The sequence below is a fragment of the Bacteroides graminisolvens genome, assembly GCF_963666085.1.
In the GTDB taxonomy this organism is placed as follows: domain Bacteria; phylum Bacteroidota; class Bacteroidia; order Bacteroidales; family Bacteroidaceae; genus Bacteroides; species Bacteroides graminisolvens.
The window spans coordinates 1,805,433-1,832,360 of the sequence record NZ_OY762556.1 but is presented as its reverse complement, the minus strand read 5'-3'; the positions used below and the strand labels follow the sequence as shown (position 1 = coordinate 1,832,360).

At 42.2% G+C, this 26,928-nt stretch carries 23 protein-coding genes; 7 read left to right on the top strand and 16 right to left on the bottom strand.

Going from position 1 to position 26,928, the window contains the following annotated elements:
• Positions 1-9: 9 nt before the first annotated feature.
• From ACKPCE_RS07560 to ACKPCE_RS07545, 4 genes are all read right to left on the bottom strand, one after another.
• The gene (locus tag ACKPCE_RS07560; protein ID WP_319504707.1) at positions 10-852 is read right to left on the bottom strand and encodes a patatin-like phospholipase family protein; all 843 of its coding nucleotides are present in this window, start codon (positions 850-852) and stop codon (positions 10-12) included.
• 4 nt (positions 853-856) lie between these two features.
• Positions 857-3,040, bottom strand: a complete 2,184-nt coding sequence (locus tag ACKPCE_RS07555) for a cation:proton antiporter (RefSeq protein WP_319504706.1) — start codon at positions 3,038-3,040, stop codon at positions 857-859.
• Positions 3,041-3,208: 168 nt separating this feature from the next.
• Complete coding sequence (locus tag ACKPCE_RS07550) at positions 3,209-3,556, bottom strand: DUF4907 domain-containing protein (RefSeq protein ID WP_319504705.1); 348 nt, start codon at positions 3,554-3,556, stop codon at positions 3,209-3,211.
• Entirely contained in the window at positions 3,537-4,625 is a 1,089-nt protein-coding gene (locus ACKPCE_RS07545; protein ID WP_319504704.1) for a Kelch repeat-containing protein, read from the bottom strand. Before ACKPCE_RS07545 ends, ACKPCE_RS07550 begins: the two co-directional genes overlap by 20 nt.
• A gap of 201 nt (positions 4,626-4,826) precedes the next feature.
• Here ACKPCE_RS07545 and ACKPCE_RS07540 point away from each other — a divergent pair, with 201 nt between their 5' ends.
• From ACKPCE_RS07540 to ACKPCE_RS07530, 3 genes are all read left to right on the top strand, one after another.
• Complete coding sequence (locus ACKPCE_RS07540; RefSeq protein ID WP_319504703.1) at positions 4,827-6,146, top strand: DUF4270 family protein; 1,320 nt, start codon at positions 4,827-4,829, stop codon at positions 6,144-6,146.
• Complete coding sequence (locus tag ACKPCE_RS07535; protein ID WP_319504702.1) at positions 6,146-7,345, top strand: BamG family beta-barrel-assembly machinery protein; 1,200 nt, start codon at positions 6,146-6,148, stop codon at positions 7,343-7,345. Before ACKPCE_RS07540 ends, ACKPCE_RS07535 begins: the two co-directional genes overlap by 1 nt.
• Before the next feature lie 98 nt (positions 7,346-7,443).
• Complete coding sequence (locus ACKPCE_RS07530; protein WP_319504701.1) at positions 7,444-8,625, top strand: C1 family peptidase; 1,182 nt, start codon at positions 7,444-7,446, stop codon at positions 8,623-8,625.
• 82 nt (positions 8,626-8,707) lie between these two features.
• Here the strand turns inward: ACKPCE_RS07530 and ACKPCE_RS07525 are convergent, their stop codons facing one another.
• The 6 genes from ACKPCE_RS07525 to ACKPCE_RS07500 form a co-directional block, all read right to left on the bottom strand.
• Positions 8,708-9,445: a LytR/AlgR family response regulator transcription factor gene (locus ACKPCE_RS07525; RefSeq protein ID WP_319504700.1), complete on the bottom strand. Its 738-nt coding sequence runs from the start codon at positions 9,443-9,445 to the stop codon at positions 8,708-8,710.
• Positions 9,442-10,527: a sensor histidine kinase gene (locus tag ACKPCE_RS07520; RefSeq protein WP_407654958.1), complete on the bottom strand. Its 1,086-nt coding sequence runs from the start codon at positions 10,525-10,527 to the stop codon at positions 9,442-9,444. The genes ACKPCE_RS07525 and ACKPCE_RS07520 overlap by 4 nt, the downstream gene beginning before the upstream one ends.
• 241 nt (positions 10,528-10,768) lie before the next feature.
• On the bottom strand, positions 10,769-12,271 hold the full coding sequence (locus ACKPCE_RS07515) for a carbohydrate-binding domain-containing protein (protein ID WP_319504698.1): 1,503 nt from the start codon (positions 12,269-12,271) through the stop codon (positions 10,769-10,771).
• An 8-nt stretch (positions 12,272-12,279) separates the two neighbouring features.
• Positions 12,280-12,954, bottom strand: a complete 675-nt coding sequence (locus ACKPCE_RS07510) for a DUF2490 domain-containing protein (RefSeq protein ID WP_319504697.1) — start codon at positions 12,952-12,954, stop codon at positions 12,280-12,282.
• Positions 12,947-13,618: a DUF4956 domain-containing protein gene (locus tag ACKPCE_RS07505; RefSeq protein WP_024997232.1), complete on the bottom strand. Its 672-nt coding sequence runs from the start codon at positions 13,616-13,618 to the stop codon at positions 12,947-12,949. The genes ACKPCE_RS07510 and ACKPCE_RS07505 overlap by 8 nt, the downstream gene beginning before the upstream one ends.
• Before the next feature lie 3 nt (positions 13,619-13,621).
• The gene (locus tag ACKPCE_RS07500) at positions 13,622-14,392 is read right to left on the bottom strand and encodes a polyphosphate polymerase domain-containing protein (protein WP_319504696.1); all 771 of its coding nucleotides are present in this window, start codon (positions 14,390-14,392) and stop codon (positions 13,622-13,624) included.
• 253 nt (positions 14,393-14,645) lie between these two features.
• On the opposite strand from ACKPCE_RS07500, the gene ACKPCE_RS07495 reads away from it, so the two are divergent.
• The 4 genes from ACKPCE_RS07495 to ACKPCE_RS07480 all read left to right on the top strand — a co-directional run bounded on the left by ACKPCE_RS07495 (position 14,646) and on the right by ACKPCE_RS07480 (position 20,948).
• Positions 14,646-15,518 carry an electron transfer flavoprotein subunit beta/FixA family protein gene (locus ACKPCE_RS07495; RefSeq protein WP_319504695.1) on the top strand — a complete coding sequence of 291 codons (873 nt, stop codon included), beginning with the start codon at positions 14,646-14,648 and terminating at the stop codon, positions 15,516-15,518.
• A 20-nt stretch (positions 15,519-15,538) separates the two neighbouring features.
• A complete protein-coding gene (locus ACKPCE_RS07490; RefSeq protein WP_276964331.1) occupies positions 15,539-16,558 on the top strand; it encodes an electron transfer flavoprotein subunit alpha/FixB family protein in 1,020 nt (339 codons plus the stop codon).
• A gap of 2 nt (positions 16,559-16,560) precedes the next feature.
• Positions 16,561-18,264 carry an acyl-CoA dehydrogenase family protein gene (locus ACKPCE_RS07485; RefSeq protein WP_319504694.1) on the top strand — a complete coding sequence of 568 codons (1,704 nt, stop codon included), beginning with the start codon at positions 16,561-16,563 and terminating at the stop codon, positions 18,262-18,264.
• 191 nt (positions 18,265-18,455) lie between these two features.
• Complete coding sequence (locus ACKPCE_RS07480; RefSeq protein ID WP_319504693.1) at positions 18,456-20,948, top strand: bifunctional glycoside hydrolase family 9 protein/polysaccharide deacetylase; 2,493 nt, start codon at positions 18,456-18,458, stop codon at positions 20,946-20,948.
• A gap of 124 nt (positions 20,949-21,072) precedes the next feature.
• Here the strand turns inward: ACKPCE_RS07480 and ACKPCE_RS07475 are convergent, their stop codons facing one another.
• From ACKPCE_RS07475 to ACKPCE_RS07450, 6 genes are all read right to left on the bottom strand, one after another.
• Positions 21,073-22,086, bottom strand: a complete 1,014-nt coding sequence (locus ACKPCE_RS07475) for a threonine aldolase family protein (RefSeq protein WP_319504692.1) — start codon at positions 22,084-22,086, stop codon at positions 21,073-21,075.
• 56 nt (positions 22,087-22,142) lie between these two features.
• Positions 22,143-22,361 carry a winged helix-turn-helix domain-containing protein gene (locus ACKPCE_RS07470; RefSeq protein ID WP_319504691.1) on the bottom strand — a complete coding sequence of 73 codons (219 nt, stop codon included), beginning with the start codon at positions 22,359-22,361 and terminating at the stop codon, positions 22,143-22,145.
• Between the two features lie 196 nt (positions 22,362-22,557).
• On the bottom strand, positions 22,558-24,195 hold the full coding sequence (groL, locus tag ACKPCE_RS07465; protein WP_319504690.1) for a chaperonin GroEL: 1,638 nt from the start codon (positions 24,193-24,195) through the stop codon (positions 22,558-22,560).
• Positions 24,196-24,232: 37 nt separating this feature from the next.
• Positions 24,233-24,505: a co-chaperone GroES gene (locus tag ACKPCE_RS07460; protein ID WP_024997240.1), complete on the bottom strand. Its 273-nt coding sequence runs from the start codon at positions 24,503-24,505 to the stop codon at positions 24,233-24,235.
• Positions 24,506-24,720: 215 nt separating this feature from the next.
• The gene (locus ACKPCE_RS07455; protein ID WP_276964323.1) at positions 24,721-25,737 is read right to left on the bottom strand and encodes a lysylphosphatidylglycerol synthase transmembrane domain-containing protein; all 1,017 of its coding nucleotides are present in this window, start codon (positions 25,735-25,737) and stop codon (positions 24,721-24,723) included.
• Positions 25,724-26,917, bottom strand: a complete 1,194-nt coding sequence (locus ACKPCE_RS07450; RefSeq protein ID WP_319504689.1) for a glycosyltransferase — start codon at positions 26,915-26,917, stop codon at positions 25,724-25,726. Before ACKPCE_RS07450 ends, ACKPCE_RS07455 begins: the two co-directional genes overlap by 14 nt.
• Positions 26,918-26,928 lie beyond the last annotated feature (11 nt).

The following is a 26,928-nucleotide window of genomic DNA, read 5'->3' as shown; positions in this document are numbered from 1 at the left end:
TCTCGTTCTTTATTTATTCAAGTTCAAGAAAGCCTCAGCACAGCGATAGCCTTCTTCATAAAAAGTCGTCAACTTGTTTACGTTCCGTTCTATGCGATCAACAGTCACCGGTTCGAGAGGACGAATTACTTGAACGCGACCTTCTTTCTCTAAGGCTTCAACCATCTCAAGTTGCTTATTATAACAAAGCGAACGATTATTGAGAGCCTCGCGAATTCTTGGATATTTTCGATAAATAAACGAAGGCACCCTTATGTCTTTGGTTTCTTTACGGTACCCTTTATTACGTGTTAAAACCACAACATGAGATGCATACCCTTCATCCATGGCGCGTTGCAAAGGGATTGAATCTACAATTCCTCCATCCAGCATGGGAATTTCATCAACATACGTAATGGGGCAAACAAAAGGCAGACTGCTTGACGCACGAACAATGTCTATCAATCTCTTCTTGTCACTTTTTTCCTCAAAATAATTGGCCTCACCTGTCAGGCAATTCGTAGTAACCATCTCATAACGTTCGGGCGATGAAAAATAAGCATCGTAGTCATACGGTAAAATGTGTTCGGGAAACTCAGTAAACAACAAATCAAAATCCATTATATTACGTTTCCTTAATAAATGTCGCAAACCGATGTAATTGTATTTATCAAGCAAATCGATGTTACTATATTTGGCTCTACCCCTTTGGCGAGACATATACGATAACCCGTTACATGCTCCGGCAGACACACCTATCGTGTATGGGAAACGAATCTGATGATCCATGAAACAATCCAGAACGCCGCATGTAAATACTCCACGCATACCACCGCCCTCAAGAACCAGAGCAGTCTCATTGTTTATTGTCATAGTGTTATTTGTCTATTTTATCTCTTATGATAAGCATTGAAGGAGTTTCTCTAAGTGAATTCTCCTCCTCAACCAGTTTATTATATACTTCATGGCTTACCACCAATAAGCCTTCATCGTTGAACAACAATTCATTAGTACTGCTAAATTTATGTTCAACAATGGTTTCGGTGTATGAAGAAGTAAGCGTCTTTGTTTGCTCAATAAAGCTGTCATCATGGGTATTGAAAAGATATAAATGAATAGGAATGCCACGTTGCGCAACTGTTTTCACAAAAGGCAGCATAAACAAATCCATTGTTCCTCCCAGAATGAACGAAACAGGACCGTCTGTTTTATCCTTATTAATAAAGATGGCCACCGGACAATCCACACTGCCTAATACATCTTCTATCTTATCTCGAAAGAGGGAGAACCAATAAACTCCTCTCCCTGTTGGAGAATCTGCCCGATAGCGCGTTCCGGCACCCAATAGCAACATATCGGGATTTTCATCTTTTACAAACTGAGTGATTTCCTGCACTAATTTATCGGTTACCCTGTAGCGGTTATCAATATTCAGATTCAACTCTTCTGCCCTGACGTTAACCAAAGCAAAGCTATCTTTTTCATATTGCTCGGCATTTAAGGGATTTACATCAGTACCCACCGTATAATGCGCGGCTATAATCTGATGTTTTTGAAGTCTGTCACCAAACAAAAGAGCAAAAACAGACAACAGATTCCGACCTGATTCGGGATGCCCAAAGCAAAAAATAAGCTTCCGTTTTTGAATGAGTTTTTCTTCTCTGCGCGAGAAATAATTCTCTACCAAATGCAACAGAGGAGTGGTCATAAATGTAGTTACCAATGCCATAATAACCAAAATAACAAAAATAGAGGGCGGCAACACTCCCATTTCATAACCAATATTGAGAGCTACTAATTCCATCAATCCGCGTGTGTTCATCAGCGTACCGATTGTAAGACTATTCTTCCATGATTCGCCCACCAGACGCGAAGCAATAGCACAACCTCCTAGTTTACCCGCTATAGCCACGGCAATTAACATAATACATACGCCCCACAAAGCCGGACTATTAATCAAACCGATTTCCGTACGCAAACCTGTAAATGCAAAAAACAAAGGTAAGAAAAAGACCAATGCAATATCTTCCACCTTTTCCATCATCACTTTACGGAAACCCATATTGGGAGGCATAACCACGCCTGCCATAAAAGCACCGAACAAAGCATGAATACCCAAGATTTCTGTCAACGTTGCCGAGATGATAAGTACCAATAATATAAAGCTCACGAAAGGCTTAGTTATAACTTCCTGACTGGCATAGGCAACTCCCAACTTCCTCAAAAACGGTCGGACTACAAAGAACATAATGACAATATACAAAAGGGTAAGACCCACCGTGTAAAGAGCACCAACAAATGTTCCGGCTTTTGCAATGGCAATGACTACAGCCAGCAAACACCAAGCCGTTACATCATCGTTTGCAGCCGAGGCGATAGATAAAATGCCCACAGGTGTTTTCGTCATGTTCCTCTCTTGTAGTATTCTTGCCATAACAGGAAAAGCTGTTATGCTCATAGATATACCTATAAATAATGAAAAGGGCAGAAAAGCCGTTTGATTGGCTGCATATTCTTCATAAATCCAGAAAGAGGCAACAGTCCCTAAAAAGAAAGGAACCAAAATACCGGCATGGCTTATCACAAGGGTTTCATTAATCTTATTCTTTAATATAGAGAAATCAAGTTCCAAGCCTATAACAAACATGAATAGAATCAACCCAATCTGGCTCAGCAACTCCAGATTAGTTAAAGATTCACTTGGAAAAAGAAATTGATACGCTTCGGGAAAGAAATAACCTAATAAAGAAGGGCCCAATACGATACCCGCAACAATTTCGCCTATTACACCCGGTTGATGAATGTGTTTAAACAAGTAACTAAAGAAGCGCACGGCTAGTAACACCACAATGATCTGTAAAAGTAAAACTGCCAGCGGATGATGCAAGTTCTCTTGCATAAATTGCAGAAAAAGGTCAAAAGGGGAATCCGTTCTATCAGGAACATGATGGGACGAATGACTGGCAAATGCCATTCCTTCTTCAACAGAAAGATAAATTAAAGTACCGAAAAGCAGTAACATCAAAGCGTATATAATATAATTCCTTTGGGCCTTTTGCATACGAATAACCTTTTAAGTTTACTTTTGGTAACAAAATAACTAAATAATTAGTTTGCTTTCACCTAATAATGCAATAAATATTTCATAAAAAAACAAGTTTACCAATAATGAAGAAGCCATATCTTTCCCCCAAAGAAAGATATGGCTAACATACGAAAATGAAATCTATTAATAACTCACGGATAAATTAAGTTCCTGAATCTCTTTCGCAGAGACTGAAAAACCATATCCGCTCTCTAGTTTATTTCTAACCAGCTGAGCCACTTTTATTGCATCCTCCTTGTTTGCAAAAGGTTTGTTGTGACCAACAGCCGGAACAAAAGGTTGATAAATAAGCATCTCATCTTGATGAAGAATCTTATAACCGAATCCACCTTCATGAAGTTCAACCACTTCAATTGTATAATAGTGATCCGGACCGTTCTTACTAAACTTCCACCAACAAAACATGCCTACAACCATAGTGAGCAAGACGAGGGTAAAAGCCAATCCTTTTTTAGTCTTCACGATTTTCATAAGGTGAAAGTTCATACACATCATCTAACCGATAGCTACCCGATGCTCCGGCAACTACAAACCCTCTGTTATTTAGCGTGAAAGCGGTAGCACCTGAGCGTGAGGAACCTTGAGAACCGGAATTTAGTAAGGCGAAAGGAGTATAATCATCATCACTATCACCCGACCAAAGATCCGTATCGGGATCATAAACCCAATAATCACTCTTCAAGCTTCCTGTGGTTCCTGTAGTGACATATCCTTTGCCATCAATAACAAAAGCCACTGCCCCCGATCTGACTATAGCGTAATCATCATCATAATCTTCATCCGTATTGGTATCGGCAATATCTCTCAAGCGAGTAAAAGTAGAGCCGTCAAAAGACCAAAAATCGTCGGGATAACTCCCATTATTAGTACCAAAGCCGAAGTATACTTTATTGTTGATGACAAAAGCCGTACCGTACTGGCGCTTATCACCGCCAAATCCCGTCACAACCGTCCATTGCGAGCCACTAGCTGCATTCGGATCAAACTTATAAAAATCTTTGTACCAGTTGCTTGTGTCATAACCGGTGCCTAAGTATCCATAATTACCTAAAGCAAATCCCAATGCACCGTAACGTGCTTCTTTAATGAAGTCATCTTTTTGAGTCCACGAGTCTGAATCCGGATTATATTCCCATGTATCTGCCAAGGGCCTGGAGTCAATATCAATTCCCGTAGAAACATACCCTTTTCCGTTTACGGCAAAACCAACAGCTGCACTTCTGTAACCTGCTTCAGTTGGCATATCGGCACACTGTGTCCAATAACCATTGCCGCCCTCAACAGGTGTATATTTCCATAAGTCCCTTAATTTGGTAGGACTCGACCCTCCTTTATATCCACAACAAATATAGCCTTCATTGTTAATAACAAAACTGGCAGCCTCCGTACGAGCCGGACCGTCTAATGCCGAACGGCGGTACCAAACACCTACCGTATACTCATCATCTTCTGTACATGAGCTAACCAAAGAAGTGCCGATACAAGCGAAGAGCACAAAAAGTATCGTTTTTGAAGTTGCATTCCAAATACTTACATTCATCTTTTAATGCGGTTTAATAGTTAATTATTGAGCGGCAAATGTAAGAGTCAAAGGTTCATATAAAAAAAAGAATCGACGAACAGTGTTTTTTCATCTACTAAAAAAATACAGTCGATAAAATAGGGTGATTTGTCGATAGTATTTTGTCACCATACAACAAATAGCTTCTTTTGCCGCACTAAAACCTCAACTAAAATTAGAATGAAGCCAGGAATTTGGATTATTACATATTTGTTTTGTTTACTATTAGCCTCCTGCAGAGATGAAGCGTCTTCTGCAGGAGGAAAATGGGTAGAAAGTTCTTTTTATAATATACAGACTGACACGTGTACCGTGTTGCTCAGCACCATTCTAGCCGATTCGGTTGCCACATCGGGCGACTCTATTTGTCAGATAGGTCATTACAGCGGTACAACATGGGGTGATATTCAAGCATCATTTTATGCTGAATACAACGTACCTTCGGTCAGCCTCAACGAAGAAAGTACTTATCGGTTTGACTCCATCACCATCATCATGAGTCCGAGCGGAAGCTATCTGGGCGACACAATCAGTACGCCACAACACATATACATGCACAAGTTAACGTCAAACATGGCGCTTGATAAAGACGGATACCTATACAACACAACCAGCTATCCGTACGAAGCAACTCCTTTTGCTACTCTCACCTTCAAAAACCAACCGGTGAAGAAGAAAAAACTGGAGCTGCGACTTCCCGATGAATTTGGGCAGGAATTGCTGGACTTAATGAAAGACCAGTCCATCTACTTCAGGTCACAAGATTACTTCAGAAGTTACTTGAAAGGAATTGCATTTGTTCCCGATAAAGCCGACAAGTGCATCAGCGGATTTGGTGTAAGCGATTCGAGCATGTATATTAAATTGTATTACAGCCAAATAGCTTCTTCGATAACAAACATGAGTACGGTGTTCACTCCCAGCTCAACATTGAAATACAATAAGACCGTACAAGATCGCAGCAACAGTATCTTGGCAGACATCGTGCCGGGATCCAACAATGCTTTATCATCCAATAAAACCGAGCATCAGGCTGTTGTTCAAGGCTTGGTAGGTAATTATATTAAAATAGAATTTCCTCACCTCAACAATCTGTTATTGCAAGGTGATATGGTGACGATAGAAAGTGCCATGCTGTACCTGTATCCCATTGACGGGACGTATGATACTGACATGCCTCTGCCTTCCTCGCTCAGCATGTACACCCTTGATGATAGCAACGTGGCACAAGAAGCGATAACCGATTCGTATGGAACAAGTGTGCAAGACGGAAGTCTGGTTTCCGACAAAAGTGTTGCCAACGGAACCTATTATACATTTGACATCACCTCATTCCTGCAAGATAACCTGGGAACATTCGGTATGAACCGGCAAAACCTGATGCTGATGCTTCCCAACAGTGAATTCAGTACCACACTAAGCGGCGTAACTTTTGGCGACCAAAACCGTGAGCACAATAAGCTGAAATTAGTGGTATTATATAAAATATACAACGAATAATGAAGTACATATTATTTTTATTGACTTGGTGTGTTCCCACACTAATGGTAGCCCAAAATACAACTAATTCGCCTACATCGATGTTTGGTATCGGCGAGGTAACCACCGGTGATGGCGGACAATATGCCGGTATGGGGGGAGTAGGCATTGCACTTCGGGGCAACAGCTTTCTCAACTTAACCAATCCGGCTGCCCTGACAGAAATCGACAGCTTGAAATTCACCATTGAAGCCGGCGTAATGGGAGCATACAAAAAATATACTCAATCAGGAATAGGCAATAATTCAACAGTAGGTAACCTCAATAATCTGGCTGTAGGCTTTCGGATTTTACCCCGTTGGTACGGAGCATTATCCATATCGCCTATTAGCAGTGTGGGTTATGCTATTACATTGGATCAACAAGTGGAAGGAACCAACGGTGGCATTATCTCTTCTTACTTTGAAGGTGACGGCGGACTATCCAGAATAAACCTGAGCAATGCTTTCTTGATCGGCAAGAATCTTTCGTTGGGAGCTAACCTGTCGTATATAACCGGTACCATTACCCAGACAGAAACTCAAGGGAGCGCTACCCGGGAAGAGACTTCGCGGAAAACAGCCTGTTATGCCGATTTAGGGATGCAGTATAAATACAACCTGAATAAGAACAATGCATTTATATTGGGTGCTACCTACGGATTTAAGCAACAATTATCTCAAAAGAATGAACTGTCGGTTAGCAGTACCAGTGACGATACAACGATTGATAAGTCCGAGCATTCCGTTAAGCAGTACATGCCTCAATTCATCGGGATCGGTTTGAGTTATAACACACCCAAGTGGAGTTTCTCGGGAGACTACAAATGGATACAATGGAATAAAATGGAATCATCGCAAAGCATTGTAAGCTATGCCAACCAAAACCTCCTTAAGCTTGGTTTAGCATACACATTGGGAAATCCTTACCGAACTCCCATTAAGTTGATGCTAGGAGCAGGCACCAGTAACTCGTACGTTGTTATAAAGAAAAACGAACCGCAGAATTATTACATCAGTACAGGAGCGGCTTTTACGCTTAAAAACAAAAACATCTTTTCCTTTGGGGCCAAATACAGCGACCAAAGCAAAGTCAATACAGGCATGCCGCGCGAACAGAGTTTATCATTCTACCTGAACATCTCTTTTAGCGAACGTGCATACCGTGGTAAACTGCAATAAAAATGTAGTTTTCTCTTCATTTTTATGTAAAAAAGACAGGATTAAAAGAATTTCCGTGTATCTTTGTCGCATAAATAAACATAATATATCAAGAGAGAATGAAGAATATAGTATTAATTGCAACACTGGGCTTGTTAAGCCTCAACACAGTTGCACAAGAGCCTAAAAAAGAAGAAGGTTTTGTTTTCAGCACAGTAAAAGAGAATCCAATTACATCCATAAAAAACCAGAACAGATCGAGTACTTGCTGGAGTTTCTCGAGCCTTGCATTCTTGGAATCAGAGCTTCTAAGACAAGGTAAAGGTGAGTATGATTTATCAGAAATGTTCGTTGTACATCACACCATGGCCGATCGCGCAGAACGATATGTGCGTCTTCACGGTGACAACTCTTTCTCTCCGGGCGGTAGCTTTTATGATGTTGTTTATTGCATGAATAACTACGGACTGGTTCCTCAGGAAGCCATGAACGGAATTATGTATGGAGACACTCTTCCCGTGCACAATGAACTTGATGCTGTTGCCGAAGCTTACGTTAATGCTATTGCCAAAGGCAAACTCACCAAGCTTACTCCGGTATGGATGAATGGTTTGAATGCTATTTATGATACTTATTTGGGCAAATGTCCCGAGAAGTTCTCTTATAAAGGAAAAGAATACACACCGCTTACTTTCGCTAAATCATTGGGATTGAATGCTGATGATTATGTATCCCTGACTTCGTATACCCATCATCCTTTCTATAAAAAGTTCGCCATTGAAATTCAGGACAACTGGAGAAACGGAGAATCGTGGAACTTGCCCATCGATGAGTTTATGACGGTTATTGATAATGCGGTAAACAATGGTTATACGGTAGCTTGGGGAAGTGATGTGAGCGAAGATGGTTTTACACGTGACGGCATTGCGGTTGTTCCTCAGATGAACCGCACAGACCTCACCGGTTCTGACATGGCTCGCTGGACAGGACTTACCATGGCCGACAAACGTAAGGAGTTAACCTCTAAGCCCATGCCTGAAATGGAAATCACTCAGGAAATGCGTCAAAAAGCATTCAACAACTGGGAAACAACAGATGATCACGGCATGCTCATTTATGGTACTGCCAAAGATCAAAACGGAAAAGAATACTATATGGTTAAAAACTCTTGGGGAACCAATAACAAATACAAAGGAACTTGGTATGCTTCCAAATCATTCGTAAAGTATAAAACAATGAATATATTAGTTCACAAAGATGCTTTACCCAAAGAAATTGCAAAGAAATTAGGTTTCAAATAAGGCACAACCACCTTTCTGGAAAACCTCGTTATCTTTTAAAAAAACCTCTTTATGTTTTTGAAAAACATAAAGAGGTTTTTTCTTATTTGCCTAAGCACATTTTATTAATGTAATCGTTGAACTTTTCTTTGTAGTTATCGCCCACCGGAATATAAACATTCCCCTCAAAAATAATCCTTAATCGTGATATTTCCTGAATCTTGTGTAAGTTAACAATATAAGAACGATGCACCCTCATAAACATGCTGGCAGGTAATCGTTCTTCCAGTTTGCGCATGCTGAGTAAGGTCATCACCGGTTTATCCTCGCCTTCCAGATAGATGCGTACATACTCACTCATGCACTCAATGTATTTTATTTGGTTGACGTTGATTCTGATAATCTTATAATCAGACTTTACAAACAACGTACCGTCAGGATTAATCACGTTTGAATCATTATCGGCTGCTCCTCCACCCGAACGGTATTCCAACTGTTTACGAGCCTTGTCGACCGACTTCAGGAGATCCTGAAAACTGAAAGGTTTTAAGAGGTAATCAACCGCATCAAGTTTGAATCCTTCAACTGCATATTCAGAGTATGCCGTAGTAAACACCACCAAAGGACTGCTTACTAAAGAACGCACAAAATCAAGCCCGTTTAAATCGGGCATGTTGATATCGACAAAAATAAGATCCACATCTTCCGATGCAATTAATTGCATGGCTTCAAAAGCATCCTGACAGGCACCTACCTGGTGCAGAAACGGAACATTAGATATATAGCCGGCTATTTGTGCCAATGCCAGCGGTTCATCATCAATGGCAATACATTTTATCATGCTGTGATAGGTATTATCAATAGTACATTATAACAATCGGCTACTTCTTCGATAGACAAAACATAATCTTCACCATAAAGCAGGCGTAACCGTTTTCTGATATTCTCAAGTCCAATGCCACAGTGCTTCCCGTCGCCCTTCTTCCAGTTGCTGTTTGAACATTGAAACAAGAGTTGCTGATCTTCCACTTGCATGCAAACATGAATAAAGGAATCTTTTTGGTAACTCACTCCATGTTTAAACGCATTTTCAATAAAAGAGATGAAAAGCAAAGGAGGCACTTCAATATTGGGCAGCTCACCCGGCATACTTACTTCAATGCTCACTTTGTCAGTATACCGAAGCCGCATCAGTTCTATGTAATTTATCAGAAATTTAATTTCCCTGGAAAGGCTGACTGTTTTATTGCTGGATTCATAAAGCACGTAACGCATCATTTTAGAGAGTTCCAGAATACTAGTCTTAGCCTTCTCTGAATCAAGATCAACCAATGCATGAATATTATTCAGCGTATTCATAAAAAAATGAGGATTGATTTGGTACTTCAGATACTCCAGTTCCGACTGTAGATTATGTCTTTCCAACTCTTTCATCATTTCCTCGTCACGCAGAGATTTAAACATAAGCTTTACGGCTATATTAAACCCTACAATTAAAATGGAAAGAATAAAATGACTGTAGAAAGGCCCCGGAAAGAAAGGCAAAATGAAAAACTTCTTTCTCAAGTCTTTCTCACCTTTACGGTCTGGTCCGGGTAAAAGCTTACGAGGTCCTTCAGGGGGTTGGCCTTTCATTTCATCCGGTGCAGGCTCGTCCATCTTATCGGGCATGGGCATTTGCGTAGCCTTTTCGCCCCCCATACGTTGCCAACTTCGCTCGGCACGAGGATGAAATCTGTCTTCGGGTGTCTCTATAAACCTTCTGCCTACAAAGTTCAATCCCAGCATGACAACAATTACCGCTACGACTAACACGGTATATGTTACGTATTTTTTTCGTAACAGATAACGCGCCAGAAACCAGTTATTGATGACAAACACGCCAAATAACGGTAAGATTCCCAGCCATATGGAAGAAATCATGCGCCAATTTAGTGATGATTCCTTGCCCGAATAAAGGGAAAAATAATTCCCGATAATGGGCAAAAGAAAAATCAAAAACCAAATCACCGCATAGATCAGGTTCTCTAAAAAAAGCCTTTTCCTAAACTTCATAACTACATAAACCAATGTACAAAAGTAATTCTACCCCGTGAAGCTCACAAAAGGAATCGACAAATCGAATATTTTTATCGTCAGACTGATTAAACATATCTCAGAATAACTATCGCCAACCCGGCTGTCCGCCACCACCTGTGCTCACATTGCCCACCTGCGTTACCACAGAGCTGCTGGTAAAAGTAGACAATTGAGTTCCCGCGGTGTAAGTTCCGGCAGTGTAAAGTCCGTGAAAATCTGTTCCGCCGGAAACTGTACCTCCCGAATAAATGGTATAACTAGTACCGGCAGTGAGAGAAGGACTGCTAAACAGCAAAGTCATTTGTGAATAAGTTCTGGGAATTTTGCACACTAAAACAGTCTCGCCTGTTGAAGAAACCACGCTGAAATATTGGTTCGAAGTGCCGGAATCTCCATATATTAAGGAACGCTGCGTGCTGGCCGACGAAGTAGGCGTACTAGTTGCTCCACCGAACCCCACCAAAGTTCCTCCGGTTATTTTAAATGTGTTTTGATCGCAATCAATGCCTTCTTCCGGACTAGTAGTACCCGAAGACACAATCAATCCGCCCGATATGGTTAATGGCCCGTTAGAGTCAATACCGTCATTATTGGAACTATAGCAATAAACCGAGCCACCCGTTATAACAATACCACTTGCCGCATTGATGCAATCGTCATAAGCAGTAACCTCCACCGTTCCGCCGTTAATAGTCAATACACTTTTACTCTCAATGCCTTCGCTGGAATCTCCTCCTTTGGCTGTAACATTGATAGTACCACCATTAATAGTCACATTACCGTATCCCTTAATACCTTTGGCCGATGCCGCTTTGGTCGTTACAGTAACCGTACCGTCGTTAATAACCACAGCACCTTCGTCGCAGTTAATACCTTCGTCAGTAGACGTAACCTGAACCGTGCCACCCTCAATTAATATAGCCTCGTTGGTATGGATGCCATCGGTTGCGGCTGCGGCAACCGTTAATTGCACACCCGGACGAATCAATATATAATCATCGCTGCACACAGCGTGTTTGTATTTGCCGGATACGGTGAGGCTACCGCTGCCACTAAAGATAAGCTGCCCTTCACTAAATAAACACCCTTTCTGGTCTTCCGTGCTGGTAGGGTAAGACGAGCTGTCGGTCAACTTATTAACCGTTCCTTCCGTAAGTACGGCAAAAACCCTCTTGTGCGATTGAATGTTTATAGCCGGGCCCGAAGTAGAGGTTATATCCACACCGTTAAAGTTCAACTTAAACTTATAATCACTATAAATTTTCAAAGAACCGGCCGTTGTGGTACCACTCAATACGTATTCAACCCCTTCAATAGTCGAAGTTATCACCACATTGGCACCCGATTGTGATACCGTGACCCCACTCGCAGCATTCGTTACGCTGGCAGTGGTGCCCGAATAAACAATACCAACCACCGTACTGAATGTAGCATTCTCAACCAAATCATCACCCGAAGGCTCTGTTATCACTTCACCCGAAGTGTCGCCGTTTTCATCCGTCACCTCATCGGTATCACTGGTACAGCCTAAGCAAAGAGCTCCTGCCAGGGCCATCATGTAACACGCAATTAAATATCTTTTCATCATACAGAGCTTTAAAATTTTAATGAATAACCTAGTCCCAAAACATGTCCGTCATCTTCCTCATCATCCGTTTCCGACTGGTATCGGTAAAACAAATCGAGCTTACTACGTTTATTAATCTTATATTCAGTACCCAACGTATACCTTGTTTTCTCCAGATCATTACCCTTTGGATTATTCAAGGTGTGATAAAACTCCACCGAAGTATATGGAGTCAGTTTTGATTTGGGCAGATTATAAGCAAGCTGTAACCGTGATCGCATAATCTTTTTGGGATTTGCCCGAGAGGCGGTTTCAGACACCCCCACCCGATAGGTTTGCTGGTATTTTTCGCGCAAAGAAAGTTCTATTCTATTCCATACATAACTGCCGGTTGCATAGAAGCTATACCGATGTCCTACCTCCCATTCTCTTTTCGGATGATTATAGTTAATCAAGTTATAAGCACCGCCCAGCTTCAAATAAGAGTTAACTGAATATGAAAGATCAACGCCTGCCGACCATCGATCAATGGTTCCTACATCGTTTCGCGTTCTGAACTCCCCTTCAAAAGAAGCGTCGAAGCCCGGAAATATTTTCTTTTTCACCTCCAGACTTGTCCATATACCAAAGTCACTATCCTGAGCACTTACCATGGGAGCAACGAACCAAAGCAAGCCCGATAAAATCAAAAGAAACTTATTCATTTTCACGTGGTATTCTAGTTACTGTATCAATGGTATTTATCTCATCACAAAGCGGTTCATAGTATATTTTCACCATGGCACTGTCACGCAAGAAATCAATATGCCCCACTTCAACTTTCAGGATCGGGAGTCCCGTTCGTTGCTTTAAGTCATCTAACAACAAAGCTGCATTCTCCGGTTTAATAAGTTCAATGCGGTCATATTGAATCAGTTTGCAGGAAATGTGTTTCAGCCATCGATTGCTTTCACTCACCCAAATGCTGAGAATAAAAATTAAATTCGTAGCAACCAACTCGGTATAACTTATTTCCACAGCCAAAGCGTTGATGACTGAAATGGCAATAATCACAAATAAGTAAGTCATCTCCCTGATGGGAACCGATTCTGTGCGGTATCTGATGATGCCGAAAATGGCAAACAGTCCTAGTGCAAAGCCTATTTTCAGTTTAACGCTGCCAAGCAAAAAAATTAAAAAGAATACGCTGATGCTTATGAGTGTAAAAGTGAAGTAATAGTCGCGTCTTTTGCTTTTTGAGTAATAAAAGAACTGAATGATACCAAATATCACCAGCATATTAAAGGCAAACCTCAACAGCAGTTGCATGAATCCGGCGCCATCGAGCAGCGGTGCCTCCAACAAAGTTATATCTGTAAAATCTTCCATGGTCTAAATTGTTATTTGATTTTGTATTTGTTCTATTTTCCTTATTCTGGGTTTAAAGCGATTATACTTCAAAGCCGGGTTAGTGAGTACAGACCCCAAACAATACTTACTGATGCTCACCGGCAGCACATGCATTTGATGCAGAATCTCTTTTACCGGAGAGAAATGATTGCCATCTCTTTTTAACTCAATGATAGCTACCTGATCCATCGCGGCCTGTTGTCCGGTAAGCAAGTCTTGAAAGCACACGTTCGTGTCAATGGTTAAACGCTCAGTCATTTGTTTGTTAACCAGCGTTATGCGGTTGAATGAATTTTGTAATTTGCCAGAGAGTTGCGATAAGCTGTACCAAGCATATTTCTGCAGGAAATCCTCGGCGCCCTCTTCCTGCAAGTTAAGCAAGTTACTTACAAGTATTCGTTTCTTGTCCGTGCGTCCTTTGTTATTCTTATTTTTCACTTCGAGGAAAGTCAGTCCGGAATCTTTATAAGTGCGTACCCGTATCTTTTCACGAACGGTTCTTCCATTTTGATGGGCCATAAACATGTCTCTCCCCTCGGTATCCAAGTATGTGGTTTCATAAGGCATGTTCCGCCGGCACGTAATTTCCTGAATCCTATAATCTTTCTGCAATGAAAGAAGGATTGCAGGCAACAAATCAATGGAAGTAGTGTACTTCGTATCAATGCGGTTCATTAAGCGAACGGCATTCATCTCTTCGAGTGACACCGGTTCAAAGTGAGTAAGCAAAGGATTTAAGTATTCTAAATGCATAAGTTACATATTACAATCGTGTTACGAAGCTATGGAGAATAGTTCTGATTAAAAAAACGAATCAATCAACTGCTCTATTTTATAAACGAGTTGGTTGTTTTATCCGCTAAATGTCCCGACAGCAGCAGAATAAAAAGATGTTGAGGAACATGGTTCTTGCTCATAACAGACCCATTTGTGCATTTTTAAAGCATATTTCTTTGCAGAATCAACTGATTGCGTAAATTTGCAGGATAATACTAATACTTATAACATGAGTTTGAAAATTGTTGTACTGGCAAAACAAGTTCCCGACACACGAAATGTAGGGAAGGATGCCATGAAAGCCGACGGAACTATTAATCGCGCGGCACTTCCTGCTATCTTCAATCCGGAAGATCTCAATGCATTAGAGCAGGCTCTCCGTTTAAAAGATGCCCATCCGGGGTCAACTGTTACTATCCTCACCATGGGTCCGGGCCGGGCCGCCGATATAATTCGTGAAGGATTATTCAGAGGAGCAGATAATGGTTACTTGCTAACCGACAGGGCATTTGCCGGTGCCGATACCTTAGCCACATCTTATGCATTGGCTACTGCTATCAAGAAGATCGGTACCTGTGACATTATCATCGGTGGACGCCAGGCGATTGATGGTGACACGGCACAAGTTGGGCCCCAAGTAGCTGAGAAGCTGGGAATGCCCCAAATAACTTATGCGGAAGAGATTTTAAAAGTGACCGACAAAGCAATCACAGTAAAACGACACATTGATGGTGGAGTAGAAACCGTTACAGGCCCTCTGCCGATGGTTATAACCGTAACAGGATCGGCAGCTTCTTGCCGCCCCCGAAATGCCAGACTCGTGCAAAAGTATAAACATGCCAAAACAATTACCGAGAAACAACAAGGTAATTTGGACTACACAGAATTGTATGACAAACGCGACTATCTGAACTTGGTTGAGTGGAGCGTTGCCGATGTACAAGGTGATTTGGCACAATGCGGACTATCCGGTTCACCCACCAAGGTGAAAGCTATTCAGAACATTGTATTCCAGGCCAAAGAGAATAAAACGATTGGTAGCAATGACCGCGAAATTGAAGAACTAATTGTTGAACTGTTAGCTAACCATACCATTGGCTAAACTCCTAATTACTGAGAAATATGAATAACTTATTTGTATATTGCGAAATAGAAGACGGAAATGTAGCCGATGTAAGCTTGGAACTCCTTACCAAAGGCCGTTCACTGGCTAACGAATTGAAATGTCAGCTGGAAGCTGTTGTAGCCGGAACTGATTTAAAAAACATTGAAAAGCAAATCATTCCTTATGGTGTTGACAAACTACATGTTTTTGACGCCAAAGGTTTGTACCCTTATACTTCATTGCCCCATACCTCTATATTGGTCAACTTATTTAAGGAAGAACAACCTCAAGTTTGTTTGATGGGTGCTACGGTTATCGGTCGTGACTTAGGCCCTCGTGTTTCTTCAGCCCTAACCAGCGGATTGACAGCCGACTGTACCGCTCTGGAAATTGGTGATCACGAAGATAAAAAAGAAGGAAAAACTTATAAGAACCTACTTTATCAAATTCGTCCCGCATTTGGCGGCAACATTGTAGCAACCATCGTCAACCCCGAACATCGTCCGCAAATGGCTACTGTTCGCGAAGGTGTGATGAAAAAACAAATCCTTTCTGACACTTACAAAGGAGAAGTAATCAAACACGACGTGAGTAAGTATGTTGCTCCGACCGACTTCATCGTTGAAGTGATAGAACGCCACGTAGAAAAAGCAAAAAATAACTTGAAAGGATCACCTATCATCATTTCGGGCGGATACGGCGTTGGTTCTAAAGAGAATTTTGACTTACTGTTTGAATTGGCCAAAGTGCTGAATGCAGAAGTTGGTGCCAGCCGTGCTGCTGTGGATGCGGGTTTTGCCGAACACGACAGGCAGATTGGACAAACCGGAGTCACTGTTCGTCCTAAGTTATATATTGCCTGTGGCATTTCGGGACAGATTCAACACATTGCCGGTATGCAGGAAAGTTCAATGATTATCTCCATTAATAACGATGAAGATGCACCGATCAATACCATAGCCGATTACGTAATCAATGGTACGGTGGAAGAAGTTATACCGAAGATGATCAAGTTTTACAAACAAAATTCTAAGTAATCATGGCTAATTTTTATATCGATACACCGGAACTCAAGCACCACTTGAATCATCCGTTAATGAAAAGAATCGTAGATCTGAAAGAAAGAAACTACGCAGACAGAGAAAATTACGAATACGCTCCTGTTGACTTCGAAGATGCAATGGACAGCTATGATAAGGTTCTCGAAATTGTGGGTGAGATTTGTGGTGATATCATTGCGCCCAACGCCGAAAGCGTTGACCACGAAGGCCCTTCCGTTGCCGACGGCCGGGTGACGTATGCCAACGGAACTTTTGCTAACCTGGAAGCTTGCCGCAAGGCCGGTTTAATGGGTATGGCTATGCCCCGACGTTTTGGCGGACTTAACTTCGCTGTTGTGCCTTACATCATGGCGGCAGATATTGTGAGCCGCAGTGACGCAGGTTTCGAAAACTTGTGGGGACTTCAGGATTGTGCCGAAACAATTTATGAATTCGCTAACGAAGATCAGAAGAAACGCTATATAACCCGTGTTTGTCAGGGAGAAACCATGTCAATGGACCTGACGGAACCCGATGCCGGTTCCGACCTGCAATCGGTTATGCTCAAAGCTACTTACAGTGAGAAGGACGAATGCTGGTATCTGAACGGAGTGAAACGTTTCATTACCAACGGTGACGCCGACATTCACTTGGTATTGGCACGCTCGGAAGAAGGTACTCATGACGGCCGCGGCTTGTCTATGTTCATTTACGACAAACGAAACGGCGGAGTGAACGTGCGTAGAATTGAAAACAAGATGGGTATCAAAGGATCACCTACTTGCGAGTTGGTTTACAAAAACGCAAAAGCTGAACTTTGCGGTGATCGTAAACTGGGTCTTATTAAATACGTTATGGCGCTGATGAACGGTGCCCGTCTGGGTATTGCCGCTCAATCGGTGGGATTATCGCAGGCCGCTTACAACGAAGCATTGGCTTATGCCAAAGACCGCAAACAGTTTGGAAAAGCAATTATTGAATTCCCGGCTGTTGCTGAAATATTGTCTTTGATGAAAGCTAAACTCGATGCGTCACGCACCTTATTATATGAAACAGCTCGTTATGTAGATGTTTATAAAGCTCTCGACGATATTGCCAAAGAACGCAAACTAACTCCGGAAGAACGTCAGGAACAGAAAACATTCTCTAAGTTAGCCGATAGCTTTACTCCTCTTGCCAAAGGAATAGGCAGTGAGTTTGCAAACCAAAATGCATACGACTGTATTCAGATTCATGGTGGTTCGGGTTTCATGAAAGATTATGCTTGTGAGAGAATTTACCGTGACTCACGCATCACTTCCATTTACGAAGGTACTACGCAATTGCAGGTGGTTGCAGCCATCAGATACGTTACGACCGGTGCTTATTTATCTAAAATCCGCGAATATGAAACGGCACAGGTAGCTCCTGAGTTTGAAGGATTAAAGAACAGATTGAAAGAGCTGGCAAACAAATACGAGGCTATTGTGACTAAAATCACTGAAGAGAAAGATCAGGAACTGATTGATTTCGCCGCTCGCCGTTTAGTAGAAATGTCGGCCCATCTTATCATGTCTCACCTAATGGTTCAAGATGCAAGCAAGAACGATTTGTTTACTGAATCGGCTCATGTTTACGTAAGATTCGCTGAATCTGAAATAGACAAGCATGTTACTTTCCTTAGCAAATTCGACAAAGATGATTTAGCTTACTATAGAAAGTAAGCTTCTAATCACCGCTATATAAGGGCACTCTCTTCTGTTTTTGAAGAGGGTGCCCTTTCTTTTATAATTAAACATATACAAACAACCCATAATAACAGTTAATTTATAGTCGCACATATATCAATACTGAATTTAATACGCTTTATTTGCATACAACTTAACACAAGTTGAACCTTAAACATTACGCAATTATGAAGAGTAAAGGTTGGCTATTTGCCATTTCACTCTCTGTTATGTCGTTAAACGTATGCGCAGAGCAGTGGATAAGAATTAACCAACTCGGCTACTTGCCTCAATCCAGAAAAGTTGCAGTCTTTATGAGTGAAGAGAAAATTGAAATTAAAGAGTATGCTTTAATTGATGCATTCACCGGAAAAGTTGCAAGAACATTTGCCACCCCCCTGGCAAAAGGAAAAAACGGAAAGATGGAGAGCACGTACCGATTGGATTTCAGCGACTTTAATCAAACCGGAACCTATTATCTGAAAGCAGGGACAACTCAATCTCCCCGCTTCAGTATAGATCCGGGCGTTTACAATGGAACTGCCGATTTTTTGCTGAACTATATGCGTCAGCAAAGATGCGGCTATAATCCGTTTCTAAAAGACAGTTGTCATGTACATGACGGCTACATTGTTCATCACCCAACGAAGACCGGGCAACACATTGATGTACGCGGGGGTTGGCATGATGCAACCGACTATCTGCAATACACCACCACTTCTGCAAACGCTATTTATCAAATGATGTTTGCGTACCAACAAAACCCCGAGGCATTTGCTGATGCATATAATGAAGCGGGACTAAAAGGGAGCAACGGTATACCGGATATTGTAGACGAAATCAGGTGGGGGCTCGACTGGTTAAACAGAATGAATCCTGAAAAGGGGGAATTTTATAATCAGATTGCCGACGATAGAGATCATACCGGCATGCGTTTACCCAACAAAGACTTGGTTGATTACGGTTATGGCCCGGGAAAAGGACGTCCTGTGTACTATTGCAGCGGAGAGAAACAAGTTCGGGGTAAATTCACCAACGCAACGACCGGTATTGCAAGCACAACCGGGAAGTTTGCCTCTTGTTTTGCGTTAGGAGCAACCATTATGCGGAAGTATGACCCTGCCTTTGCCGACGTATTGGCTACCAAAGCTCACGATGCATATCAAAGTGGAATGGAAAAGCCGGGCGCCTGCCAAACTGCTTCCGTGCTATCTCCTTATATTTACGAAGAAGACAACTGGACGGACGACATGGAACTGGCTGCTGCCGAGTTGTTCCTGACTACAAAAAACAATCAATTTCTGGAACAGGCCATTGAGTACGGAAGAAGAGAGCCTGTTACGCCGTGGATGGGTGCAGACAGTGCCCGGCATTACCAATGGTATCCTTTTATGAATATGGGACATTACAGATTGGCGAGCACAGGAAACCAGCGTGTAAGCAACGAATTTATCAGGAACATGCGCTCGGGCATACAGCGTGTGTTCGAAAAAGCCAAAGAAGATCCTTTCCTGTTTGGCATTCCCGGCGTATGGTGTTCCAATAACCTGACCGCCGCCATGCTTACTCAGTGCCGGTTGTACAGGGAGTTAACAGGTGATTTAACCTATGAGGAGATGGAAGCCTCCCTGCGCGACTGGCTGTTTGGCTGTAATCCGTGGGGCACAAGTATGATAGCCGACTTGCCTCTTTGGGGTGATTACCCCAGCCAACCGCACTCGTCGTACTATACGGCCCGGCTAGCGAACACGTCGGGAGGACTGGTTGATGGTCCGGTGTACGCAACTATATTCAAAGGTTTAAGAGGGGTACATTTGGATGGCGGAGAATCATACGAACGATTTCAGCCCGAAAATTTAGTTTACCACGATGACACGCACGACTATTCAACCAATGAACCCACCATGGACGGTACTGCTTCGTTAACCTATTACTTGTCGGCCTTGCAGAAAGACGGCATGAAGAGCGGTCATACGTTAAGCAATAAGAATACGTTCATCAACGGAGGAATCATTCGTACGGATACAACCCGCAAACAAATCACATTGATCTTTACCGCAGACGACAAAGCAGACGGAGCGGCTGATATCAGAGAGATTCTTCGCAAAGAGAAAATAAAAGGAAGCTTTTTCTTCACCGGAAGGTTTTACAGAACATTTCCGGAGGTTGTCTCTCTTTTAAGAAACGACGGTCACTATCTGGGCGCTCACAGCAACGCACACCCTCTTTATTGCTCTTGGGAAAAAAGAGACTCCACATTAATCAGCAGGGAGGAGTTTGAAAAGGACTTATTGGCTAACTACGAATTAATGAATCAGGCAGGCATTGCATACACGGACGCTCCTTATTTTGTTCCTCCTTACGAACACTATAATGCAGAAATTGCGTCGTGGGCCAAGAGTATGGGTATACAACTGATTAACTTCACACCGGGCAGCGGAACAAATGCCGACTATACCACTCCGGAAATGAAGAACTACAAAAGCAGTGAAAGCATCTATAAACAAGTACTATCTAAAGAAAAAGAAAAGGGACTGAACGGTTACATCATACTGATTCATTTAGGAACCGATGACAAACGTACCGACAAGTTCTATAAAAACGGCATGAGGAAAATGATTTCGAAGCTAAGAAAAGAAGGGTATGTTTTTACCGGACTAGCAGAAGCTTTAAACAGATAATGTTTGTTCACCAAGATACTAGTCTGTATTTATTCCCCCAAAAATACAGATAATAGAAGAGGTTCGGGCTTGTGAAAGTCCGAACCTCATTGCATTTACCTTTATTATATAGTGTACGAGGAAGTTATTGATGGAGCAAACTGATGAAGTTATCAATATCCTCGTCCGTCGTATCAAAAGAAGTAACCAGTCGGATTTCATTGTTCGCTTCATTCCAGAAATAGAAATAATAGCTTTGCAATAACCGGTCAATCGTTGCACGAGGCATGGTAAGAAATAGCTGGTTGCTTTCAACCTTTTGCGTAAAGCACACACCCGGGTATTGCTTCAATGCATCGCACAACCGCTGAGCCATTGCATTGGCATGCTCTGCGTTCTTCAACCACAGGTGGTCCGTTAAGTAAGCCGTAAACTGACAGGATAAATAGCGCATTTTCGATGCCAGCTGAGCTGATTGCTTACGAACGAACGCAGCACTAGCTTTTAGCTCTTCGTTGAAGATCACAACGCACTCACCCATCATCAAGCCATTTTTGGTACCACCGAAACTCAGTACATCAATGCCGCAGTCGGCTGTGATTTCCTTTAGCGAAGTCTTTAAATAAGCACATGCATTGGCAATGCGGGCACCATCCATGTGAACATACATTCCATGTTCATGGGCAAGAGACGTAAGCGCCTTCAATTCGACGGGCGTATATACAGTACCTAACTCAGTACACTGAGACAAGTAAATAGCACCGGGTTGCGAATGATGCTGATCGCCAAAACCATGCAAATAAGGACGTATTAATTCGGGGGTAAGCTTACCGTCGGGTGTGAGCACCGGACGAATTTGTGCGCCTGTGTTTTTTACCGGTGACCCGCATTCATCAACATAAATATGCGCCGTTTCGGCACATATAATGGAGTGAAACGGTCTAACCATAAGCTGTAAAGCAACAATATTGCTACCCGTACCGTTAAAAACAAACAGGGGTTCACACACTGGAGTGAATGACTCTTTTAGCATGGCAACCGCCTGATCGGTCCACTTGTCACTACCGTATCCCAACGCATGGTCCTCATTGGCATGTTGCAAAGCATCCATCACCAAAGGATGCACTCCCGAATTATTATCAGATGCGAAACTTCTCATACTCTTTCTTTAAATTTAGTGCAAAGAAAGAGATTTGTTCTCAGAAAAGGAAAACTTTAACCGATATATACGTTAACACATAAGTAAACACATGACTCTTCTCCCTCTTCTTTGAATTCGATCTTATTTTCACGGGCCAGCCAACCGATTGCAGCTCCCAGTTCTTTATCACTTAAACCTGATTTTTCTTGTAAGGCAGCACAACTCCAACACGTGTTATCACTGAGCAGTTTCCAGATTTTGCCTGCATTATGACCAATATCATTCTTATTCATATCCGAGATAATTATTAGGTTAAACATGTAGTTAGTTAATTCTCGCACTGTAAAAATAACAATAATAGATCAGAAATGTTATTACAATAAAGCTAAAAAAGCATTTCAATAGAAAAGATTAACAGTATAACACATTTAATAAAAAGCCGCTCCCTGAAATCAAGGAGCGGCTTTTTATTAAATATGGTCGGGAAGATTACATCATACCGCCCATGCCTCCCATACCGGGAGCACCCATAGGCATATCTGCTTTATCTTCTTTCTTTTCAACAATGACGCATTCGGTAGTTAAGAACATTCCGGCAATTGAAGCCGCATTTTCCAAAGCAACACGAGTCACTTTCGCTGGATCAACTACACCGGCAGCATGCATATTTTCATAAACATCTGTACGAGCATTGTAACCGAAATCGCCTTTGCCTTCGCGTACTTTCTGTACCACTACAGCACCTTCTTTACCGGCATTAGCCACAATCTGACGAAGAGGTTCTTCGATGGCACGCTTAATGATTTCAATTCCGGTTGTTTCGTCGGCGTTGTCACCTGTAAAACCTTCCAAAACATCAATAGCACGGATGTAAGTTACACCACCACCGGGAACAATACCTTCTTCAATAGCTGCACGAGTAGCACACAAAGCATCGTCAACACGGTCTTTCTTTTCTTTCATCTCAACTTCAGAAGCAGCTCCGACATAAAGTACCGCTACACCGCCCGACAATTTAGCCAAACGCTCTTGCAGTTTCTCTTTATCATAATCAGAAGTTGTTGTTTTGATCTGAGCTTTGATTTGGTTGATGCGTGTTTCGATGTTTTCTTTAGCACCTGCACCGTTTACAATAGTGGTATTGTCTTTAGAAACAGTGATCTTATCACAAGTTCCCAACATTTCAAGCGTAGCTTGTTCAAGCTTCAAGCCTTTTTCTTCGCTAATTACCAATCCGCCGGTAAGCACTGCAATGTCTTCAAGCATTTCTTTTCTGCGATCACCAAATCCGGGAGCTTTCACTGCACAGATTTTCAATTGAGAGCGCAAACGGTTAACTACCAATGTAGTAAGAGCTTCGCTGTCAACATCTTCAGCAATAATTAAAAGAGGACGGCCAGTTTGTACTGCCGGTTCCAAGATAGGAAGCATGTCTTTCAAGTTAGAGATCTTCTTGTCGTATATAAGAATATACGGCTTCTCCATCTCACACTCCATTTTCTCTGTATTGGTAACAAAGTAAGCAGACAGATAACCGCGATCAAACTGCATACCTTCTACTACACCAATTGTAGTATCAGTACCTTTAGCTTCTTCAATCGTGATAACACCGTCTTTTGAAACCTTGCGCATCGCATCGGCAATGAGCTTTCCAATAGTAGGATCATTGTTGGCCGATACAGTTGCTACTTGCTCTATCTTATCATAATTGTCACCAACCTTTTCTGATTGAGATTTGATAGATTCAACCACTTTAGCTACAGCCTTGTCGATACCGCGTTTCAAGTCCATTGGGTTTGCACCGGCAGTAACGTTCTTCAAGCCTTCGGCTACAATTGACTGAGCAAGTACTGTTGCCGTTGTTGTTCCGTCGCCGGCATCGTCACCGGTTTTTGAAGCAACTTCTTTCACCAACTGAGCACCTGTATTTTGGAATGCGTCAGATAATTCAATTTCTTTGGCTACTGTAACACCATCTTTGGTAATGTGTGGTGCACCAAACTTTTTCTCAATGATAACGTTACGTCCCTTAGGGCCTAAAGTTACTTTTACTGCGTTTGCTAGTTCATCAACTCCTTTTTTCAAGTGATCACGAGCTTCCAGATTGAATAATATTTCTTTTGCCATAATATCTTTATACTTTTATAATTTACATTTCTGATGATTAACCCAAAACCGCGAGTACATCGCTTTGACGCATAATGAGGTATTTTGTGCCATCAACTTCAAGTTCTGTTCCGGCGTATTTACCATAAAGAACAGTGTTACCTTCTTTTAAGACCATTTCTTCATCTTTTGTACCGTGACCTACCGCCACTACTTCACCTTTCAAAGGTTTCTCTTTTGCTGTATCAGGAATAATGATACCACCAATTGTTTTTTCTTCTGCAGGTGCAGGAAGTATAAGCACTCTGTCTGCTAATGGTTTAATGTTCATAGTTGTACCTTTTTATATTAAAATTAAAACTACTATTATTTATAATTTCTGCCGTGTGAGACAGACAAAACATATTAAGCGAAAACTATGCCAGAGGCGAATGTCAGTCCGTTTTGGGGTATTAAACTGACAATTTGACGGTATGATGGTAGGAAACAATTTGTTTCGCACGAAGAAACTCAGAGTTTGCAACGATGAAACTATTGGAACTTGACTTACTCCTCTTTATCTTTGCTTTTGGTAATCCAAGACGGAATAACTAAAAATCCCAGCAAAAGATACAAATAGTAAGTGATGATTCTCCATACAAAAGCCACAATCAGGGCAACTCCCGCAATAGGAAAGAAACTTTCATAGTATTCTTTAAACATGTATTCGCTCACGCCGCTTCCGCCGGGAGTGGGCGCAACGGTCATCACAATCCAGAGTATCAATTGACGGGCAAACGCAAGCAGATGTCCGTTTTGCTCACTAAAGGCAAATAAAAGAGCATTGACCACCGCAAACCGGCAAATCCATGCCAAACAAGTGCTGCCCATTGCTTTGAACCAAAAGCGCATTGATTGATTGCTCAATTCGCCTGAACTTAAAGCTAAGTCAGTGGCAAACACTTCTATTTTGTCTTTCCACCTGCGCAAAACAGGCAGTTTAGCAATAAGCTGCAAGAGGGACTTCACGTAATTAGGACGCTTAAACAGGGCCACGAACAGAACGACTGTCCACAAGAAAACCACGGAATAAGTGGCAATAAAAAGTAATTTAATGCTCGACGAGAACAAGTTGGACGCTCCAAAAAGCTCGTCGGCCGAGAAGAAAAGAAGTATTAGCGGACAGAGAAGAACTAAAAAAAGCTCATCGAGGAACAAACAGGCAACCATTATGGCCGAAGCTCGCCCCATTTCAACACCTTCTTTTTTCAGGAAGAGAACAATCAAACTACTTCCGCCAACGGAAGAAGGGGTAACCGCAGAGGTAAACTCACAAAGTACATTCACATTAAAAACCTGCCGCCACGAAAGGGCATAAGCGCTCATCTGTCTGAACCTTAACATCAAGCCCGCATCGCGCATCAGGATGAGTATAACCGCCAGCACAACACCTGCAATCATTTTGGCATCGACCGTCAGTCCCCTGAAAAGTGAGGAATCATACTCTTTATAAAAGATTGCAAAGAAAACGGCCAGACCTATAACCACAGGTAGTCCGATTGAATATCGACTAAACCCTTTCATACATCACTCCACCGGTAAAACAACGTGGTGAGTTGTAGCGACTCTTATGAATCAGCCTCTGGTATCTGTCGTATACTTCGTCGGCAATGTCCTCCCAAGAACGTACGATGGTGGAAGAAGCGCGTAAGCCTACATCGCCAACTAGCTTCGGATTCATCATCAGTTCCTGCAAGCGGTCGGCAAAAAAGTCAACAGAATGATCGCTCAAAAATCCGTTATAATTATCCACAATCTCGTCGGCACAAGTAGCTCCTCGCAACAACAACGAAGGGGTGTGCAGGCCCGCTGCCTCACGAACAACCAGCGGTGCATTGTCATACAATGACGGAAAGAGGAAAAGATCGGCAGCGGTGTAGTAGCTTTTCAGCACATTTCTGTCGGCCACATTTCCCAGAAAATGAATCTTATGCGACAGGTTACGCTCTGCCACCCTATCTACCATCTCTTGATAGGCATAACCCGAACCCACAAAAAACATCTGAAAAGGAAGATCACGAATCAAGGCCAAAGAGTCGAGAATGAACCCTATATTTTTCTCCCAAATGTGCTGCCCAACAAATAGAAACATCGATTCTCCTTCACGAATACCCAACCGGCGGCGCGTTTCTATTCTTAATAGAGCCGACGAAGCATCCAACGTCAAGTCACTTCCATTGTTAACCACTTCAACCTTTCCTTTATAACCGTATTCGCGCAAGGTTTCTTCTACGGAGGCTTGTGGTATCCAGACCTCATCGGCCATCTCATAAAATCGCACAATTTTCTTTATCAGTAAATCGACCAGATATTTATTGGAAATGATACGCTCTATATCCGTACGATATTTGGAGTGAAAGGTGGCAATCAACGGTATATTTTGTGAACGGGCTATTTGCACAGCCAGTTTACCCGAAGAGAAAGGGCAGTGTGCATGAGCCAACTCAAAAGAGAGACGAGACAATTTGAGCTGAAAGGGCCAGTCAATGCCCGGGAAGCCCAAACGATAGGGCTTCCGCATAGGGATTGGTGCTGATGAATATCTAAATACGGGATAGCCTGTACAATCTTCCGCCTCTGGATTTTTGGGAGTAACAACACATACATTCTGAGTTTTCTTGTGCAACCAAAATGCATAGTTCTGCATGGTTAAAGATACCCCGTCCATGATCGGGGGAAAGCAATCATTAAATAATCCTATCATCCTTTTCTTTG